The organism is Pantoea sp. Ep11b, from assembly GCF_040783975.1.
GTDB lineage: Bacteria > Pseudomonadota > Gammaproteobacteria > Enterobacterales > Enterobacteriaceae > Pantoea.
In genome coordinates this window covers 2,829,454-2,848,286 of the sequence record NZ_CP160631.1, presented here as the reverse complement: position 1 = coordinate 2,848,286, position 18,833 = coordinate 2,829,454, and the positions used below count along the sequence as shown (strand labels likewise).

The following is an 18,833-nucleotide window of genomic DNA, read 5'->3' as shown; positions in this document are numbered from 1 at the left end:
CAGCCCAGCCAGGTTGTCGCACATGGGGGACTGAAGCATGTCGCTTAATACCTCCGCCGCACCACAGCGTGCGCAACTCAAAAAAACACTTACGTTACTTCCGGTCGTCATGATGGGCTTAGCCTACATGCAGCCTATGACCCTGTTCGATACCTTTGGCATCGTTTCCGGGCTGACCGATGGTCACGTCGCCACCGCCTATGCTTTCGCGCTGATTGCGATTCTGTTCACTGCTGTGAGTTACGGTAAGCTGGTACGCCGCTTCCCCTCTGCGGGCTCCGCTTATACCTATGCTCAGAAGGCGATCAGTCCGCACGTCGGCTTTATGGTGGGCTGGTCATCCCTGCTGGACTACCTGTTCATGCCGATGATCAACATCCTGCTGGCGAAAAACTATTTCGAATCGCTGGTGCCGGGTATTCCGTCGTGGATTTTTGTGGTGCTGCTGGTGGGCTTTATGACGCTCTCCAACCTCAAGGGCATCAAAACCGTCGCCAACTTTAACAGCGTGATTGTGGTGTTGCAGGTCGTCGTCATGGTCGGGATCACCGGCATGGTGATCTACGGTGTGGCAAGCGGCGTAGGTTCCGGCACGCTGGTGAGCAGCCGTCCGTTCTGGTCTGAGAATGCCCATGTAGTGCCGATGATTACCGGTGCGACGATACTCTGCTTCTCGTTCCTCGGCTTTGATGGCATCAGCTCGCTGTCGGAAGAGACGAAAGATGCAGAACGCACCATCCCACGCGCCATTTTCCTGACGGCGCTGATTGGCGGTGTGATCTTTATTGCTGCATCCTATTTCCTGCAGCTCTATTTCCCGGACATCACCCGCTTCCAGCACCCGGACTCTTCACAGCCTGAAATCATGCTGTTTGTAGCCGGTAAAGCGTTGCAGGTCGGCATCCTGATCTTCTCGGTGGTCACGGTACTGGCATCTGGTATGGCGGCGCACGCTGGCGTATCGCGTCTGATGTATGTGATGGGTCGTGATGGCGTATTCCCGGAGCGTTTCTTCGGCTATATCCATCCGAAATGGCGTACCCCGTCGCTCAACGTCCTGCTGGTGGGAGCGATTGCCCTGATGGCGATCAACTTCGACCTGGTGACCGCCACGGCGCTGATTAACTTTGGTGCACTGGTCGCGTTTACCTTTGTCAACCTGTCAGTCATCGCGCAGTTCTGGATCCGTGAGAAGCGTAACCGCACGCTGAAAGATCACGTACAGTATCTGCTGCTGCCGCTGCTTGGCGCGCTGACCGTGGGTGCACTGTGGGTGAATCTGGAAGAGAGCTCCATGGAACTGGGCCTGATCTGGGCCGCCATCGGCGTGATCTATCTGGCCTTCGTGACCCGCAGCTTCCGTAATCCGGTGCCGCAGTTCAGCGAATAAGCCTCATCGCGTTGACGTTGTCGCCTTCCTGAAGCCGGGAAGGCGGCGACAGCGACATCAGCTTCCCGCCTCCTGCCACTCCGGCAGCAAACCTAACCCGCCAGCACCAGCTCCCAGCTTCCCGCACTTAACTGCGCCAGCGCCGCTTCGCCCAGTTTTTTGTCGGTCACCACCTGATCAAACGTCTCCATCGGCAGTGCCAGAAACGTCGCAATCCTGTTGTATTTCGAACTGTCACTCAGCAGCACCCGCTTGCTGCTGACGTCGCTGACCGCCTGCTTGACCATCACTTTATCTTCATCCGGCGTAAACAGGCCGCGTGGCCCCCAGCAGGAGGCGGAGATAAACGCAATATCAATGGCCAGATGCCGCAGGCTGCGCGCCGCCGACTCACCCACACAGGAGCGGTTTTCGCGACACACGCTTCCGCCCGTGTGAATCACCCGACACTGACTCGCCTCCATCAGCAGATTCGCCACCATAAAGTCGTTGGTCACCACCAGCAGATCATCGCGATCGACCAGCTCCCTCGCCAGAGCCAGGGTGGTGGTACCCGCATCCAGATAGATGCAGCTGTTACGGGGAATATGGCGTGCGGCGGTCCGGCCAATCGCACGTTTCTCATCATTGAACAGGGCGCTCTTTGTCAGATGTGAGGGTTCAGCCGCCAGACGATCCGCGGTACGCACGCCGCCGGAGACCGACAGCACGGCACCCTGTTCCTCCAGCTTCTGCACGTCGCGGCGGATGGTCATGTGTGACACCCCCAGCCGCTCCGTAAGCTCAGCAATACTGACTACGCCGCGATCGGCCACCAGCGCCAGAATCTGTTGATGACGTTCAACCGGAATCATATCTGCTCCCTGACAATTACCATTTTTTCACATTGTAAGGGATCTGCCGCCCAACCAGAACAGAAAATAACAGCCAGCGTCAGGCTCCACGTTACGGGAAGGCCAGCCAGGCAGGCATGTTGCGGCGGAAACAGCGATGTTAAAAATTGTTCCACTTCACATCGATGATGTTTTTTTGTGAGGCGAGACACGTTTTTACCGGCAGGAAGCTGGCAGGATTAACACTAACAAACAAATAATCACTTAATTTAACAGAGGAGGCCTGTCGTGCCAGCTGAAAATATCTGTGTTATCGGGTTAGGCTCAATGGGTATGGGGGCCGCCCAATCCTGTCTGCGCGCCGGGCTGAATACCTGGGGCGTAGATCTTAATCCCGCCGCGCTGGAGAGCCTGCGCCAGGCCGGGGCGCGTGATGCGCAATCTTCAGCGTCCGCTTTTGCTGACCAGCTCGATGCCGTTTTGCTGCTGGTGGTCAACGCGCAGCAGGTCAACGCTATTCTGTTCGGCGAGGATGGCCTGGCACCAAAACTGCGCCCCGGCACGGCCGTGATGGTCTCCTCCACGCTCTCCGCCCGGGATGCGCAGCAGATCGAACAGCAGCTGGCGCACTACCAGTTGCTGATGCTGGATGCACCGGTTTCGGGTGGCGCAGCCAAAGCCGCCAGCGGCGAGATGACGGTGATGGCCTCCGGCAGTGACGCCGCCTTTGCAAAACTTCAGCCGGTGCTGGATGCGGTGGCGGCCAGAGTCTACTGCGTCGGCAGTGAGATTGGACTCGGCTCAACGGTGAAAATCATTCATCAGCTGCTGGCCGGGGTGCATATCGCGGTCGGCGCAGAAGCGATGGCGCTGGCGTCCCGCGCCGGTATCCCGCTGGAAACCATGTATGAAGTGGTCACCAATGCGGCGGGCAATTCGTGGATGTTTGAAAACCGCATGAAGCACGTCGTCGATGGCGACTACAGCCCAAAATCGGCTGTCGATATCTTTGTGAAAGATCTTAACCTGGTCGCCGATACTGCGAAGTCACTGCACTTCCCGCTGCCGCTGGCTTCTACCGCGCTCAACATGTTTACCGAAGCCAGCAACGCCGGGTATGGACGCGAAGATGACAGCGCGGTCATTAAAATCTTCAGCGGCATCACGCTGCCGCAGGCCGGGGAGAAAAAGTGATGCGTCTTGGTGTGATAGCAGACGACTTTACCGGAGCAACGGATATCGCCAGCTTCCTGGTACAGAACGGTCTCAGCACGATTCAGTTTAACGGCATTCCCGGCGGAGAAACGGTCACGGAGGCGCAGGCGATTGTGGTCAGCCTGAAGAGCCGTTCCTGCCCGCCGGAACAGGCTGTTGAGCAGTCGCTGGCCGCGCTGACATGGCTGCAGCAGCAGGGCTGCGAACGCTTCTACTTTAAATATTGCTCGACCTTCGACAGCACCGCGCAGGGCAATATCGGTCCGGTGACCGACGCGCTGCTGAAGGCCCTGGGTGAGACGCAGACGGTGATCTGCCCGGCGCTGCCGGTGAACGGACGCACCGTCTATCAGGGCTATCTGTTTGTCGGTGACCAGCTGCTGTCGGAGTCAGGTATGCGGCACCATCCGGTGACGCCGATGCATGACAGCAACCTGCTGCGCGTGATGAGTGCGCAGGCCAGCGGCAAAGCGGGCCTGATTGCGGCCGCGCAGGTTGATCAGGGCGCCGCCTCGGTCCGTCAGGCGCTGGATCGGCTCGCGGAGCAGGGCGTGAACTACGTGGTCACGGACGCGCTGCATCAGGATCACCTGCTGACGTTAGGCGAGGCCGTGCGGGATCTGCGGCTGGTGACCGGTGGCTCCGGTCTGGCGATCGGTCTGGCGCGGCAGTGGGCGGGCGGACAAACAGATGCCTGTGCTGAGCAGGCGGGCCGTCCGCAGGGCGAGCGCGCCGTGGTGCTCTCCGGCTCCTGCTCACAGATGACTAACCGTCAGGTCGCCGCCTACCGCCAGCTGGCTCCAGCCTGTGAAGTAGAGATCGCACCCTGTCTGGACGATGCGGATGCCTATGCCCTCCGGCTGTGCGACTGGGTGGAAGCTAACCACCATCAGCCGCTGGCGCCACTGCTGTTTGCCACGGCGGATGCGCAGCAGTTACAGGCGATCCAGCAGCGCTATGGCGCCGCGCGCAGCAGCGAGGCTATTGAACAGCTGTTCGCTGCCGTTACCCGTGAGCTGAAACGGCGGGGCTGGCAGCGCTTTATCGTGGCGGGCGGTGAAACCTCCGGCGTGGTGGCGCAGAGTCTGGGTGTGACGGCCTTTCACATCGGCCCGACGATCTCTCCCGGCGTGCCCTGGGTTCGCGACATTCATCAGCCGCTCTCACTGGCGCTGAAATCGGGCAATTTTGGCGACGAAGCGTTCTTCCGCCGGGCACAAACGGAGTTTACTTATGTCTGAATCAACCTCTTCTGCTGAGCAGCAGGCGCGCGACGAGATGGTGCGTCTGGGTGCCTCTTTCTTTCAGCGCGGCTATGCCACCGGCTCGGCGGGCAATCTGTCGATGTTGCTGGATGACGGCAATCTGCTGGCGACCCCGACCGGCTCCTGCCTGGGAGAGCTGCAGGGCGATCGGCTGTCAAAGGTGACGCCCGAAGGGGAGTGGCTTTCCGGCGATAAGCCCTCCAAAGAGATCGCGTTTCACCGCGCGCTCTATCTGAACAATCCCGACTGCCGGGCGGTGGTGCATCTGCACAGCCACTATCTGACGGCGCTCTCCTGTCTGGAGGGGCTGGATACCACAAACTGCATTCGTCCCTTTACCCCCTATGTGGTGATGCGGGTCGGCGACGTGCCGGTGGTGCCTTACTACAAGCCGGGCGATGAACGACTGGCGGCGGATCTGGCCGCGCTGGCGCCGCACTACCGCGCCTTCCTGCTGGCGAATCATGGTCCTGTGGTCGTGGGGAAATCCCTGCGGGAGGCGGCCGACAATACGGAAGAGCTGGAAGAGACGGCCCGTCTGATATTCACCCTGGGTGACCGTCCGATCCGTTATCTCAACGAAGCCGAAGTGGCTGAGCTAAGGAGCCGATAATGCCGAAGTTTGCTGCTAACCTCTCAACGCAGTTTACCGAGCTGCCCTTTGCTGAACGCTTCGCGGCGGCGGCAGAAGCCGGTTTTACGGCGGTCGAGTTCCTCTTCCCCTACGACTATCCTGCCACGCAGATCAGACAGTGGCTGGATGAGAACCAGCTGCAACTGGTGCTGTTCAACACCGCACCCGGTAACGTCGCGGCAGGAGAGTGGGGCGTGTCGGCCATCCCCGGACGTGAAGCGGACGCCAGGGCGGATATCGATCGTGCCCTGAGCTACGCGCTGGCGCTGAACTGTCCGCAGGTGCACATCATGGCCGCGACGGTACCGCCTGAAGCCGACCGTCAGCGTTACGTCGACACTTTTATCGCCAACATGCGCTATGCGTCTGAACGCTTTGCGCCGCACGGCATTCATCTGCTGATCGAGGCGCTTAATCCGGTCACCAAACCTGGCTATCTCTATGCCAGCCAGTATCAGACGCTGGAGATGGTCGATCAGATCGATCGGCCCAACGTCTTCACCCAGCTCGACCTGTTTCACGCACAGCGGGTGGATGGCAACCTCAGCCATCTGATTCGCCACTATGCCGGACGCTATCGCCATGTGCAGATCGCTTCGGCACCGGATCGCCATGAGCCGGATGAGGGCGAAATTAACTATCCCTGGCTTTTTGCGCTGCTGGATGAGGTCGGCTACACCGGCTGGGTAGGCTGCGAATATTTTCCGCGCACCACGACCACGGCGGGCCTGGGCTGGTTCGCCCCCTGGCGCACACGCCACTGATCACCCGCAGCGATGCCCCCCGTATGTCCGCCAGACGGGGTGAATCGCTGCAGCTTAATGACACCAGTGCTGAATTAAAAAAACATAACTTACTGAAAATTATAATTAATCAGAGGTCTTCCGATGTCCACTACGCTGCTGTTATCCATCGCGCTGGTCAGCGTGATTCTGCTGTTGTTGCTGGTGATCAAAGCCAAAGTCCATCCCTTTATTGCCTTGCTGATTGCCAGTCTGTTTGTTGCCATCACCACCGGTATTCCGGCCGAAAACATCATGAAAGTGATTCTGGGCGGGATGGGAAGCCTGCTCGGCAGTATTGCCGCCATTATCGTGCTGGGCGCGATACTCGGCGCAATTATTGAAACATCGGGCGGTGCGGACCAGCTGGCGAACCGCTTTGCCCGGCTCTGCGGGCCACAGCGCATGGTCGCTGCGCTGACGACCGTTGCTTTCATCCTGGGGCTGCCGGTATTTTTTGACGTCGGATTTATCATCGTGGTGCCACTGATCTACGGTTTTACCAAAGTGATGCGCGTCTCGCCGCTGAAATTCGGCTTACCGATGGCGGGGATGATGCTGATGGTGCATGTGACGGTGCCGACCCATCCGGGCCCGGCAGCGGCAGCGGGCCTGCTGAATGCGGATCTTGGCTGGCTGATGATGACCGGTATCGCCCTGTCGATCCCCACGGGCATTGTCGGTTACTTCGTGGCGAAAGTGTTAAACCGCAAAAAATATCACCTCTCCGTTCAGGTGCTGGAGCAGCTGCAGCTGACGGAACCCTCCGGCCAGACGACGCCGGACAGCAACAAAGAGGCGCCAGGGGCGCTGCTGATTTCGGGCTTAATCGTTCTGCCGATCCTGCTGATTATGCTCGGGACCCTGCTGCCGCCGCATCTGACCCCAGGCAGCCTGCCGCTGCAGATCCTGACGCTTGTCGGATCACCGGCGGTCGCGCTGCTGATTACGCTGGCGCTCGCCGCCTGGCTGCTGGGACTGCGGCGTGGCTGGACGACCGAGAAGCTGGAGACGCTGTCGAACAACGCTATCTCTACTGCGGCGGGCGTGATTTTAGTCTCAGGAGCCGGGGGGGCGTTTGGCAAGGTGCTGGTGGAGTCGGGCGTCGGTAAAGCACTGGCGGGTTCCCTGCAGACTATTCATCTGCCCCTTATCCCGGCGGCGTTTATTCTCTCGCTGGCACTGCGCGCCTCGCAGGGCTCGGCCACGGTGGCGATTGTGACAACCTGTGGTCTGCTGAGCACGGCCGTAACGGGACTGGGCGAGATGCAACTGGTGCTGGTCGCGCTCTCCGCCTGCTTTGGTGCGCTGGGACTGTCTCACGTCAACGACTCCGGCTTCTGGGTCGTGACGCGCTATCTCGGGCTGTCGGTTGCTGACGGGCTGCGCAGCTGGACGGTACTGACGACATTGATGGGATTGTGCGGTTTTGCGCTGACCTGGGGGGTGTGGACGCTGCTGTAGGTCACGCCATTTCAGCAAGAGACAGTCTGACCCGGCGCAGGTGTCCGGGTCAGTGTGTTTCAGGCGGTCAGGAAACCAGCTCCTGAGCATAAAGATAGAGCGCCTTCAGCTGCCCCAGTTTCTCAGCATCCGCTTCATGCAGGTTAGCCAGCCCCTCCAGCTCCTGCATAAAGGCCTGCACCCGATCGCTGTTAAGCACTTCGCGGCGGTGCTGCAACCAGCGCTGCTGTTCAGCATCATCCAGCGTGCCGGGGAAGTTACGCGCGCGATAGCGGAACAGCAGTTTCGCCACCCGGGCGCTCTCAAAACTCAGATCCAGCGCAGGCAGGTTAGCCGGGGCGGTCTGCCGGATGATGTTCATCCCGGCGCGATCGGCATCACTGAAGAAACCATCATAAAGCTGGGTGTCCACGTCATCTGACGGCGTAAAAGGTTCGGCTTCGGCAAACAGCGTAACCAGCTTTTCCCGCACCTCGGGCTGCTGACGCAGCAGGGCCAGATTATCCAGGCAGTGCTGACGATCGATACCCAGCCGGGCCGCATCCTCCGGCCGCAGCGTACTGGCAGGGGCCAGCACCGGGCACTTGTTGATGTGCACCAGTTTCACCGGCACCGCAGGCAGATCGCCGAGGTCATTTTTCGGGGTGTAAAGGCGCTCGCGCAGCGTGTCGGCATCCAGTTGCAGCAGCGGCGACATATCGCCCGCCAGGTCGACCACGATCAACGCATTGCGGTTATCAGGATGCCAGGCCAGCGGCACAATCCAGCTGGTGTTGCCGCGCGCCGCGCCGAACATGCCGGAGACGTGAACCAGCGGTTTCATCTGCGGAATATCGATCAGGTTCATCAGCTTGTTTTTGTTTCGATGAGTAAACAGAAACGAAAACAGCTTTGGCTGCTTCTCTTTAACCAGCTTCGCCATCGCCAGCGTGGCATAGACATCGGACATCGCATCGTGCGCATTTTCATGCGCCACACCGTTGGCTTTGGTCAGATGTTCCAGCCGGAAGCTGGGAAAACCCTCCTCGTTTTCCGGCCAGTTGATGCCTTCCGGACGCAGTGCGTAGCAGGCACGCATAACGTCGAGCAGATCCCAGCGTGAGTTGCCGTTTTGCCAGCTCCAGCCATAGGGATCGAAGAAGTTGCGATAGAAGAGATTACGCGTTACTTCGTCATCGAAACGGACATTGTTGTAGCCCACCACACAGGTCTGCCCGGTGGTGAACAGGGTATGAATACGCTCAGCAAATTCTGCTTCACTGACGCCGCGGCTCATCGCTACCTGCGGCGTAATGCCGGTGATCATGACCGCTTCCGGCTGGGGCAGGTAGTCATCAGGCGGACGGCAGTAGAAGACCTCGGGTTCGCCCACCGGATTGAACTCGCTGTCGGTGCGGAGGCCGGCAAACTGGGCGGGCCGATCCCGCGAGGGGCTGGTGCCAAAGGTTTCATAATCGTGGAAGAGGAAAGTAGGCTCTACGCGGTCGTTATTCAAATTTCATATCCGTTCATTGCGTTCACTGACTTAATGAACAAAGTGCGATAAAACGCCGCTCTGTTCGCTCTGTATCGGGTTACACGCCGCAGGGTGAGTGAGTGTCATTATCTGACGGAAAATTCCGTTGTGCAGTGCCAGTATAGTGGCCCGGGCGGCGTCTGAGGCTATGCCTGTATGGTAAACCAAATTGGGGCGTCACAGAAATATCAGACACGCCGGACGGAGTCTGTGCTTATCCCGCGCCGGGTGTGCCGTTAACACTATCAGCTGACGCACGCGCTACGCACAGAGAGGAATCAGTGCGCTACACGCTAAAACTCACACGGGGGAGAGGGGACACGCGCCAGCATTACCAGCGAACACACGCACAGGCCTGATTCTCAACCCGACGGAAAATTTCATACTTTTTTTCAATTTAATCAAACCTTCACAACGCTTTTGCCGTAAAACGTGCGGCTGTTTCCGTTTCGTTTTAGAAATTATCTCCCGTGCAATTAAGGATGAAGTGTTGAAAAGGCGTCTGCTGTTCACCGTTACCGCTACTGTTTTCTGGACCTCACTGGCACAAGCTGATGCGATCCCCTTTCCTGTTACGCCTCCGGCGATTGATGCGGCGTCCTGGGTCCTGATGGATGCCACGACTGGCCAGGTTCTGACCGCAGGCAATCCCGATGAACGCCGTAATCCTGCGAGCCTGACCAAACTGATGACCGGCTATGTGGTGGATCGCGCCATCGACCAGAAGAAAATCAGCCGTGATGACATGGTCACCGTCGGAAAAGATGCCTGGGCGGCGGGCAATCCGGTATTTAAAGGCTCCTCGCTGATGTTCCTGAAGCCGGGCGATAAGCTGAGCGTCCGGGATCTAAGCCGTGGGGTGATCATCGATTCCGGTAATGATGCCTGTGTTGCGCTGGCTGACTACGTGGCGGGCAGCGAAGCGAACTTTGTCGGCATGATGAACCACTATGTCGAAAAGCTCGGCCTGCAGAACACCCATTTTGAAACGGTGCATGGTCTGGATGCGCCGGGTCAGTACTCCAGCGCACTGGATATGGCGAAGCTGTCACGCGCCATTATTGATGGTGAGCCTGACTTTTACGCGATGTACAGCGAGAAGACCCTGAGCTGGAACGGTATCACCCAGAACAACCGCAACGGCCTGCTGTGGGACAATAATCTGCACGTTGACGGACTGAAGACCGGTCATACCGAGACCGCGGGCTTTAACATCATCGCCTCAAACGTGGTGGGCAAACATCGCCTGATCGCCGTTGTGATGGGCGGCAAAAGCCCGAAAGGGCGCGAAGAGCAGGCGCGTAAGCTGCTGGTCTGGGGTCAGAACACCTTTGACACCGTTCAGCTGTTCCACGCCGGTAAGAAAATCGGCAGTGAAAACGTCTGGTACGGCAATCCGCATCAGGTCGATGTGGGCACCGCAGACGATGTTTATCTCTCTCTGCCGCGCAGCGAAGTGCAGAACGTGAAGGCGAAATATGTCATCGACCGCAAAGATCTGGAAGCCCCGCTGAAGGCTGATGAGGTCATCGGTGAAATCCAGGTGATGGATAAGGATCAGGAGATTGCGCACTATCCGCTGGTGGCGCTGAGCGCGGTCGAACCGGCAGGCGTGATCACCCGTCTCACAGACTACCTGAAGCAGAAGTTCTGATCAGCCGGTTACCGGTTTATCAACGGGCAGCCCGCAGGCTGCCCGTTTTACGTTCCGCCACATGAGCCGTGCCTGTTACCAGCAGCCAATAAAGGTTAAAAAACCTGGTTGCGTTGTTTTTATCTTGCGGCCAGTGATGTGAGGTGAATGTTGATAATTGTAAGGGAACGTCAAAACCGATTTGAAACCGCAGGGCAATGCTGAGTCTGCGCCTGATTCAGGGTTAAGATAGCCGCATCATCATCCCGCAACCGGAAAGTCACTTTGCGTTCTGACAAGCCTATCTCAAAACTGGAGTTCTGGTTTTATCGCCACTATCGCTCCGTCCACGGCGTGCGTATTGCGATCGCCTTTATACTCTGCTTTATCTTTGTCCGGGCGACCGGGATCCCGGAAGGCACCTGGCCGCTGATTACGCTGGTGGTGGTGATGGGGCCCATCTCGACCTGGGGAAATGTCTTTCCGCGCGCGCTTCAACGCATCAGCGGCACGGTGGCGGGCTCCATCTCCGGCCTGATTGCCCTCAAGCTGGAGCTGATCTCCATGCCAGTGATGCTGGCCTGGTGCGGTCTTATCATGGTGATCAGTGGCTACCTGACGCTGGGCAAACATCCCTATATGGCGCTGTTAATCGGCATCACGCTGAGCGTGGTGGTGGGGGCACCGACCGGTGATTTCACCGTCGCCCTGTGGCGCGGCGGCGATGTCATTCTGGGATCGCTGATGGCGCTGCTGTTTACCGCGATCTGGGCGCAGCGTGCCTACACCCACTGGCGCATTCAGCTCTCCGACACCCTGGCGGCCATGGCGAAAATCTATCACGCCGGTTTTTCGCCTAACCTGGTTGAAAAGCCGCGCCTCAATAAGCCGCTGGGCAAACTGCTGAGCAGCGTCATCAAAATGCGGGCGCTGCTGGAGCCCTCCAGCAAAGAGACGCGCATCCCGAAGTCGGTGCTTGAAGCCATTCAGACCATAAACCGTAATATGGTTTACACCATTGAGATGCAGATTAATGCCTGGTGGGCCTCACGCGAGAGCCATCTGATCATGCTTAACGCGCCCGCGCTTCGCCGTATGCAGCAGATGACCGAGAACACGCTGCGGGCGCTGTCGGTGATGGCAACAGAGGGCGTTACGGATGAGGTGGTGGCGAACAGTCATGAGCTCACCGAAATCAGCACTGAACTGCGGCGGCTGATCGCCGATGCGCGCAACGACGGACTGGAGGAGACGCCCATTTACGGTTACGTCTGGCTGACGCTGGAACTGGCGAAACAGCTGGAGCGGATGACCGACCTGATGCGCATGGCGCTGCGCAAATAATCACCTCAGACAATGACTTAATGTGAAACCGGGTTTCTTTGCGCTAAGATAAGAGCCAGTCTGAATTTAGCTGTGAAAATTGCTTACCTGGCGGGCTAGCCGCTAAGCTGATCGTTTTGACTCTCTCCCTGCGTCAGCAGGCTCAAAGAAAGGTGCCATCATGGAAAATGCCAAGCAATCATTTCAGGACGTACTGGAGTTCGTACGTATGTTCCGCCGTAAAAACAAGCTGCAGCGTGAAATTGTCGACAACGAGAAGAAAATCCGCGACAACCAGAAGCGCGTACTGCTGCTGGACAACCTGAGCGAATATATCAAGCCGGGCATGAGCGTAGAGGCGATTCAGGAAATCATCGCCAGCATGCGTGTTGATTATGAAGATCGCGTGGATGAGTACATCATCAAGAACGCCGACCTGTCGAAAGAGCGCCGCGAGCTGTCGAAAAAAATCAAAGCGATGGGCGTGGGCGAACACCCGAAAGCCTGATGTCAGCCGGTTGTGCCTGAAAGCGCGATCGGTCTGAGGCGAACCCGCATCCACTCCGGTGATGCGGGTTTTTTATTGCCTGTCACCCGGCGGTTTACTCGCCTGCCAGCCTGCGGGCAATCTCCTGCAGCTGCTGCGACAGCGCCGCGAAATCGGCCCGCTTATCACCCGGCGCCGCCGTGGTCTCACGGATCACCAGCGTGGGTTTCAGCGCATCGTTTTCCGGCTCTCTGGCCTGCAGCCGGGCCAGCATCCGCTCAACGCTTTGTGCGCCCAGCGCCTGCAGATCCTGCCGAACCGTGGTCAGCGGCGGCTGATACCAGGCGCTTTCAGCCGTATCGTCATAGCCGATCACCGAGATCTCACCCGGAATCGCCACGCCATACTGATGCAGCGCGCGCATCGCACCCAGTGCCATCTGGTCGTTGGCCACCAGCAGCGCCTGCGGCAGATTCGCCGGGAGCTGCGCCATCAGCGCCTGATAGCCGGACTGCGCGCTCCAGTCACCGCGCAGCGAACAGTGCGGCGTTAACTGATGTTCCGCCAGCGCCTGCCGCCAGGCGTTCTCACGCTGCCGGGCCGACACCGACCGCTGCGGCCCGTTGAGCAGGCCGATCTGACGATGCCCCAGCGCCACCAGATGCTCAACGGCGGCACGCGCGCCAGCGTCATTGGGATACTGACACTGCGCGACAGCGGCCTGAGGTTCCACATCCAGAAACAGCACCGGCTTGCTGCCACACAGTTGCTGGATTTGCTGCGCCGCCTCCGCCTCCAGCGGCAGGTTGATGAGCAGTCCATCGACCCGCTGCGCCAGCAGTTCATTCACGGTAGCGGCGGCATCGTTGCCGCTGTCCATTGCAATCACCAGATGATACCCCTCGCTGGCGGCGCGCTGCTGAATCGCCGAGGCAATCTGCGCAGGCGCCATCAGGGCCAGATCGCTGGTGGCGAGACCCAGAGTGCGCGTCGCCTTGCCCGCCAGCTGCTGCGCCACACGATTCGGCACATAATTGAGCTGCTGCATCGCCGCCTCAACCTTTTCCCGCGTGCGCAGAGAGACCTGTTGAGATCGATTTAAAACGCGTGAAACGGTCTGGTATGAGACGCCAGCCAGTTGAGCAACATCATCGAGGGTCACAGAGCGGGAAGTCATTGAACTCTCCAAAAAATAGAGCGGTGAGTGTAGCAAATTTTCCCGCTGCGCTGCTGCTGCAAACCACACTTTCATCGTCACGCAGGCCGGATGCACCAGGGCATCCGGCCTGCTCAGGTCTGTAACAGGTGAAGTTATCGCTGCTGCAGATAGACCTGCAGATTCACATCCACGGCATTCAGCAGCGGCGTGACGAGGCTGTGGCGTTTTGCCCGCAGCAACAGGTCGCCAATCACCTGATCGGCCTCTATATCATAGCCCTGGGTGAGATCGCGGTACATGGAGGAGGTCATCGGCGTCGCCGGGTTGTTTAACAGTTCGAAAATGCGGGCGGTTGCTGCCGGACGTGGCTGATAGCCTTCGGCAGTGATCACGCTCAGGATCTCGGCGAAAACAGCCTGGAGCAGGGCTTCGCCGCCGCGTGAAGTGAGAATCTGCCGGGTGTCGCCCCGCGCCAGACAGCAGACCGCGCCGAGCGTACTGAGCAGCAGCCACTTCTCCCACAGTTCATCCATGATGTTATCGCTGAAGCGGGTGTCGACCCCGGCATCGCGCAGTGCCGCATCCACCCGCTGCAGCCGCGCATCATTATTGCCATCCAGCGCGCCATAATAGATCTGATGCAGCGGCGTCATCTGGATCACCTCGCCATTATCACCCAGCGTAGCGTTGATTTTGCACAGGCCGCCGATCACCTTATCTTCGCCAAAACGCTGTTGCAGCGTAGCGATGTGTCGCATGCCGTTGAGAATCGGCATGATCAGCGTCGCCGGTCCGACCGCAGGTGCAATGTCATCCATCACCTGCTCAAGGCCAAAACTTTTTACCGTCACGATAATCAGATCATAGTGGCCCGTCAGGGTGCTGGCCTGCGCCAGTTGCGGTTGCAGCGTTTCCGTGCCCTGCGGCGTCTGTAACACCAGCCCATGAGCCTGAAGCTGCTGATAACGCCGCTCGCGCACCAGAAAGGTGACGTCCTGGCCTGCCTGAGCCAGTCGGCCACCAAAATATCCGCCGGTCGCGCCAGCGCCTGCCATCAGAATGCGCATATCACTCTCCCTCTGCTGAAAAGCTCTACCTTAAAACGGTGTGGCCGGGCTTGCCAGCGTTAACCGCGACTGAGGTGGCTAAGCGAGCAGGGCAGGCAGGGGGAGAGATAAAATGGCACAGGAAAAGCCGGACAGGTTACAGCCGGGTGACGCCACGTCCGGCGGCCTGTTTGCCTGACCGCGTCGCTATGTCGAAAATCCTGAATATGGCGCTGAAAGATATTGACTATCAGTGGCAGCAAAGAGGGCGTAACCTTTCACGTATCAGAAATTGCCTTTGTCTGCGGGCGTTTCAGGCCCGTCAGGAGAAACACAGATGAAAAATATTGGCTTCTTATCGTTTGGTCACTGGACGCCGTCGCCGCAGTCCGCCACACGCACCGCGCAGGATGTGCTGCTGCAGTCGATCGACTTAGCGGTGGCCGCCGAAGAGCTGGGCGCAGATGGTGCCTACTTCCGCGTTCACCATTTTGCCCGGCAACTCAGCTCGCCGTTTCCGCTGCTGGCCGCCGTGGCGGCGCGCACGAATAAGATTGAGATCGGCACCGGCGTCATCGATATGCGCTACGAGAACCCGCTTTATATGGTCGAGGATGCCAGCGCGGCAGACCTGATCTCCAATGGTCGTCTGCAGCTGGGTCTGAGCCGTGGTTCCCCCGAGCAGGTTATCGATGGCTGGCGCTATTTTGGCTTCGAACCGAAAGCGGGTGAGAGCGATGCGGATATGGGCCGCCGTCACACCGAAGAGTTTCTGGAAGTCCTGCGCGGTGAAGGCTTTGCTAAGCCGAATCCTCAGCCGATGTTCCCGAATCCACCGGGACTGCTGCGTCCTGAGCCGCTCTCTGAAGGACTGCGCGACCGCATCTGGTGGGGCTCCGGCTCCAATGCCACCGCCGAATGGGCGGCAAAAATGGGAATGAACCTGCAAAGTTCCACCCTGAAAGATGATGAAACCGGTGAGCCGTTCCATATCCAGCAGGCGAAGCAGATCCGCGCCTACCGTGAAGCCTGGAAAGCGGCGGGGCATCAGCATACGCCACGGGTTTCCGTCAGCCGCAGTATCTTTGCGCTGGTGAATGACAGGGATCGGGCCTACTTTGGCCGCAGCGGTAACGATCGGGATTCCGTGGGCTTCCTCGATGAGAAAACCCGCGCCATCTTCGGCCGCAGCTACGCCGCTGAACCTGAGGTGCTGATTAAGCTACTGGCGCAGGATGAGGCGATTGCCGAAGCCGATACGCTGCTGCTCACCGTGCCGAACCAGCTTGGCGTGGCCTACAACGCCCATGTTATTGAGGCGATTCTGAAGTATGTCGCCCCGGAACTTGGCTGGCGTTAAGCCTCTGACAGCGTGCCCGCAGACGCCGGGCGCGCTCTATCCGCCTCTTTTCCCGCAGTTTTCCCCTCTCTCTCTTTCTTTTTATCCTGTTCCGTTGCATGACGATCGCGCGATTCAGATACCTGTCCGCCTGACTGTGACAGAGCCAGCGAATTGTGATCCTGCCCGTCATAAGCGGGTTGTGAAACCGTGTCGGCCGGAATAGTCTCAGGGGGAGCCTGCCGCTTCGCTGGCCTCGTCAGCGCAGTAAAGCGTGTCAGTTCATTGTTTTCAGCTTTTGAAGAAGGTGTATAAAAAGGTAAAAGCTATCAAACAGATAGGATGAGACAGGTGTGCGATCCTGAAAATCCTCTATAGAGTAGCGATGAAAATACAAAAAAGAGGTGTGACCATGAGCAATTCCGTTGATGAAGATGCAAAAGATGCCAAGCCTATCGCCGAAGCCGATCGCGAAGCGCCCGAAAGCAAATGTCCTTTTCATGCAGGTAAGTCTGCTCAGCCGAATCAGGCGCCGGGTGGCGGCAGGACTAACCGCGACTGGTGGCCGAACCAACTCCGTGTTGACCTGCTGAATCAGCACTCATCCCGTTCTAATCCGCTTGATGACACCTTCGATTACCGTAAAGAATTTGCAAAACTGGATTATTCAGCACTGAAAGCCGACATAAAAGGGTTGCTGACCGAGTCTCAGGCCTGGTGGCCGGCTGACTGGGGCAGTTATATCGGCCTGTTTATTCGCATGGCCTGGCACAGCGCCGGAACCTATCGCTCCGTTGACGGACGCGGTGGTTCAGGTCGTGGTCAGCAGCGCTTCGCTCCGTTAAATTCCTGGCCGGACAACGTCAGTCTGGATAAAGCGCGTCGCCTGCTGTGGCCAATCAAGCAGAAATATGGTCAGAAGATCTCCTGGGCCGACCTCTATATCCTCGCGGGCAACGTCGCGCTGGAAAACGCCGGCTTCCGCACCTTCGGTTTCGGTGCCGGTCGTGAAGATGTCTGGGAACCGGACCTGGACGTGAACTGGGGTGAAGAAGCTGCCTGGCTGGAACACCGTCATCCGGAGTCTCTGGCGCAGTCTCCACTCGGTGCAACCGAGATGGGCCTGATTTACGTCAACCCGGAAGGGCCGGAACACAGCGGCGATCCCGCGTCGGCTGCCCCGGCGATTCGTGCGACCTTTGGCAACATGGGTATGAACGATGAAGAGATCGTGGCACTGATCGCAGGCGGCCATACGCTGGGTAAAACCCACGGTGCGGCACCCGCCAGCCATGTTGGTGTCGACCCGGAAACCGCGCCGATCGAAGCCCAGGGTCTGGGCTGGGTGAGCAGCCACGGCAGCGGTGTCGGTGCCGATGCGATTACCTCCGGTCTGGAAGTGATCTGGTCGCAGACGCCGACACAGTGGAGCAACTACTTCTTCGAAAACCTCTTCAAATATGAGTGGGTTCAGACCCGCAGTCCGGCGGGGGCTATTCAGTTTGTCGCGGCGGATGCGCCGGAAATCATTCCTGATGCCTTCGACAGCACGAAGAAGCACAAGCCCACTATGCTGGTGACCGATCTGACGCTGCGTTTTGACCCGGAGTTTGAAAAAATTTCGCGTCGCTTCCTTAACGATCCGCAGGCGTTTAACGAAGCCTTTGCCCGCGCGTGGTTCAAGCTGACTCACCGTGATATGGGGCCGAAAGCGCGCTACATCGGACCTGAAGTACCGCAGGAAGATCTGATCTGGCAGGATCCGCTGCCTGCACCGGTGTTCCATCCGACCGTTGCGGACATCGCGCAGCTGAAAGAGAAGATTGCCGCCTCCGGCCTGAGCGTCAGCGAGCTGGTGTCGGTGGCCTGGGCTTCAGCCTCGACCTTCCGTGGCGGCGACAAACGTGGCGGAGCCAACGGCGCACGTCTGGCCCTGCTGCCGCAGCGCGAATGGGACGTTAATGCCGTTGCCGCACGGGTTCTGCCGACGCTGGAAGCCATTCAGCGCGAAGCCCACAAGGCTTCACTGGCGGATGTGATTGTGCTGGCAGGTGTGGTCGGTGTGGAGCAGGCGGCGAAAGCGGCGGGCGTCCCGATTGATGTGCCCTTTACCCCTGGCCGGGTGGATGCGCGTCAGGATCAGACCGACGTTGAGTCGTTCAACCTGCTGAAACCGCGTGCAGATGGTTTCCGTAATTACGGCACCGGCTTTGGCAAAACCACCACCGAAAGCCTGCTGATTGATAAGGCGCAGCAGCTGACGCTGACCGTACCGGAGTTAACGGTGCTGGTGGGCGGGATGCGTGCGCTGGGCGCTAACTTTGATGGCAGCCAGCACGGTATCTTCACGCAGCATGTCGGTTCACTGAACACTGACTTCTTTGTGAATCTGCTGGATATGCGCACCGAGTGGAAAGCTGCCGATAACAGCAATGAGAAGTTTATTGGCCGCGATCGCGTCAGTGGCGAAACCCGCTTTACCGCCACCCGTGCCGACCTGGTATTTGGTTCCAACGCGGTGTTACGCGCCTCGGCGGAAGTCTATGCCAGCAGCGACGCCCGCGAAAAATTCGTCAGAGACTTTGTGGCCGCCTGGACCAAAGTGATGAATCTGGACCGGTTTGATCTCTAATCGCTGAAACCCTCTGACAGACCACTGCACCCCAAACGCTGGCATACACGCTGAGTAGGGTGCAGTTTTTTTTCGTTCCTCTTTGTCCGCCCGCTGTCTGTAATCAGCAGAGGCC

Annotated in this window: 15 protein-coding genes; 11 read left to right on the top strand and 4 right to left on the bottom strand. The window is 58.7% G+C overall.

The window, feature by feature from the left end:
- Positions 1 to 37 precede the first annotated feature (37 nt).
- A complete protein-coding gene (locus AB1748_RS13510; RefSeq protein WP_111141489.1) occupies positions 38 to 1,390 on the top strand; it encodes an APC family permease in 1,353 nt (450 codons plus the stop codon).
- A gap of 92 nt (positions 1,391 to 1,482) precedes the next feature.
- Here AB1748_RS13510 and ygbI read toward each other — a convergent pair whose 3' ends face one another.
- A complete protein-coding gene (ygbI, locus tag AB1748_RS13505) occupies positions 1,483 to 2,244 on the bottom strand; it encodes a DNA-binding transcriptional repressor YgbI (protein WP_111141487.1) in 762 nt (253 codons plus the stop codon).
- 267 nt (positions 2,245 to 2,511) lie between these two features.
- Here ygbI and ltnD point away from each other — a divergent pair, with 267 nt between their 5' ends.
- The 5 genes from ltnD (at position 2,512) to AB1748_RS13480 (ending at position 7,583) form a co-directional block, all read left to right on the top strand.
- A complete protein-coding gene (gene ltnD / locus AB1748_RS13500) occupies positions 2,512 to 3,417 on the top strand; it encodes an L-threonate dehydrogenase (protein ID WP_111141485.1) in 906 nt (301 codons plus the stop codon).
- A complete protein-coding gene (otnK, locus tag AB1748_RS13495; RefSeq protein WP_111141484.1) occupies positions 3,417 to 4,679 on the top strand; it encodes a 3-oxo-tetronate kinase in 1,263 nt (420 codons plus the stop codon). The genes ltnD and otnK overlap by 1 nt, the downstream gene beginning before the upstream one ends.
- The gene (locus AB1748_RS13490) at positions 4,672 to 5,316 is read left to right on the top strand and encodes an aldolase (protein ID WP_111141483.1); all 645 of its coding nucleotides are present in this window, start codon (positions 4,672 to 4,674) and stop codon (positions 5,314 to 5,316) included. The genes otnK and AB1748_RS13490 overlap by 8 nt, the downstream gene beginning before the upstream one ends.
- Entirely contained in the window at positions 5,316 to 6,101 is a 786-nt protein-coding gene (locus tag AB1748_RS13485; RefSeq protein ID WP_111141482.1) for an HPr family phosphocarrier protein, read from the top strand. Before AB1748_RS13490 ends, AB1748_RS13485 begins: the two co-directional genes overlap by 1 nt.
- Before the next feature lie 123 nt (positions 6,102 to 6,224).
- Positions 6,225 to 7,583, top strand: coding sequence for a GntP family transporter (locus tag AB1748_RS13480; protein WP_111141481.1), 1,359 nt, complete (start codon positions 6,225 to 6,227; stop codon positions 7,581 to 7,583).
- Between the two features lie 67 nt (positions 7,584 to 7,650).
- On the opposite strand, the gene sbcB is transcribed toward AB1748_RS13480, so the two are convergent.
- A complete protein-coding gene (gene sbcB, locus AB1748_RS13475) occupies positions 7,651 to 9,078 on the bottom strand; it encodes an exodeoxyribonuclease I (protein WP_293771692.1) in 1,428 nt (475 codons plus the stop codon).
- A gap of 511 nt (positions 9,079 to 9,589) precedes the next feature.
- On the opposite strand from sbcB, the gene dacD reads away from it, so the two are divergent.
- The 3 genes from dacD (at position 9,590) to tmaR (ending at position 12,563) form a co-directional block, all read left to right on the top strand.
- Complete coding sequence (gene dacD, locus AB1748_RS13470; protein WP_199560053.1) at positions 9,590 to 10,753, top strand: serine-type D-Ala-D-Ala carboxypeptidase DacD; 1,164 nt, start codon at positions 9,590 to 9,592, stop codon at positions 10,751 to 10,753.
- Positions 10,754 to 11,017: 264 nt separating this feature from the next.
- On the top strand, positions 11,018 to 12,076 hold the full coding sequence (locus AB1748_RS13465) for an FUSC family protein (protein WP_111142096.1): 1,059 nt from the start codon (positions 11,018 to 11,020) through the stop codon (positions 12,074 to 12,076).
- A 160-nt stretch (positions 12,077 to 12,236) separates the two neighbouring features.
- Positions 12,237 to 12,563, top strand: a complete 327-nt coding sequence (gene tmaR, locus AB1748_RS13460) for a PTS system regulator TmaR (RefSeq protein WP_004571340.1) — start codon at positions 12,237 to 12,239, stop codon at positions 12,561 to 12,563.
- 94 nt (positions 12,564 to 12,657) lie between these two features.
- Here tmaR and AB1748_RS13455 read toward each other — a convergent pair whose 3' ends face one another.
- Both AB1748_RS13455 and AB1748_RS13450 read right to left on the bottom strand, forming a co-directional pair.
- The gene (locus AB1748_RS13455) at positions 12,658 to 13,719 is read right to left on the bottom strand and encodes a LacI family DNA-binding transcriptional regulator (RefSeq protein WP_293771685.1); all 1,062 of its coding nucleotides are present in this window, start codon (positions 13,717 to 13,719) and stop codon (positions 12,658 to 12,660) included.
- A 134-nt stretch (positions 13,720 to 13,853) separates the two neighbouring features.
- Positions 13,854 to 14,768, bottom strand: a complete 915-nt coding sequence (locus AB1748_RS13450) for a ketopantoate reductase family protein (RefSeq protein WP_111142097.1) — start codon at positions 14,766 to 14,768, stop codon at positions 13,854 to 13,856.
- Between the two features lie 316 nt (positions 14,769 to 15,084).
- Here AB1748_RS13450 and AB1748_RS13445 point away from each other — a divergent pair, with 316 nt between their 5' ends.
- Positions 15,085 to 16,107: an LLM class flavin-dependent oxidoreductase gene (locus AB1748_RS13445; RefSeq protein ID WP_367395614.1), complete on the top strand. Its 1,023-nt coding sequence runs from the start codon at positions 15,085 to 15,087 to the stop codon at positions 16,105 to 16,107.
- Positions 16,108 to 16,498: 391 nt separating this feature from the next.
- Positions 16,499 to 18,718, top strand: a complete 2,220-nt coding sequence (katG, locus tag AB1748_RS13440; RefSeq protein WP_293771680.1) for a catalase/peroxidase HPI — start codon at positions 16,499 to 16,501, stop codon at positions 18,716 to 18,718.
- Positions 18,719 to 18,833: the final 115 nt, after the last annotated feature.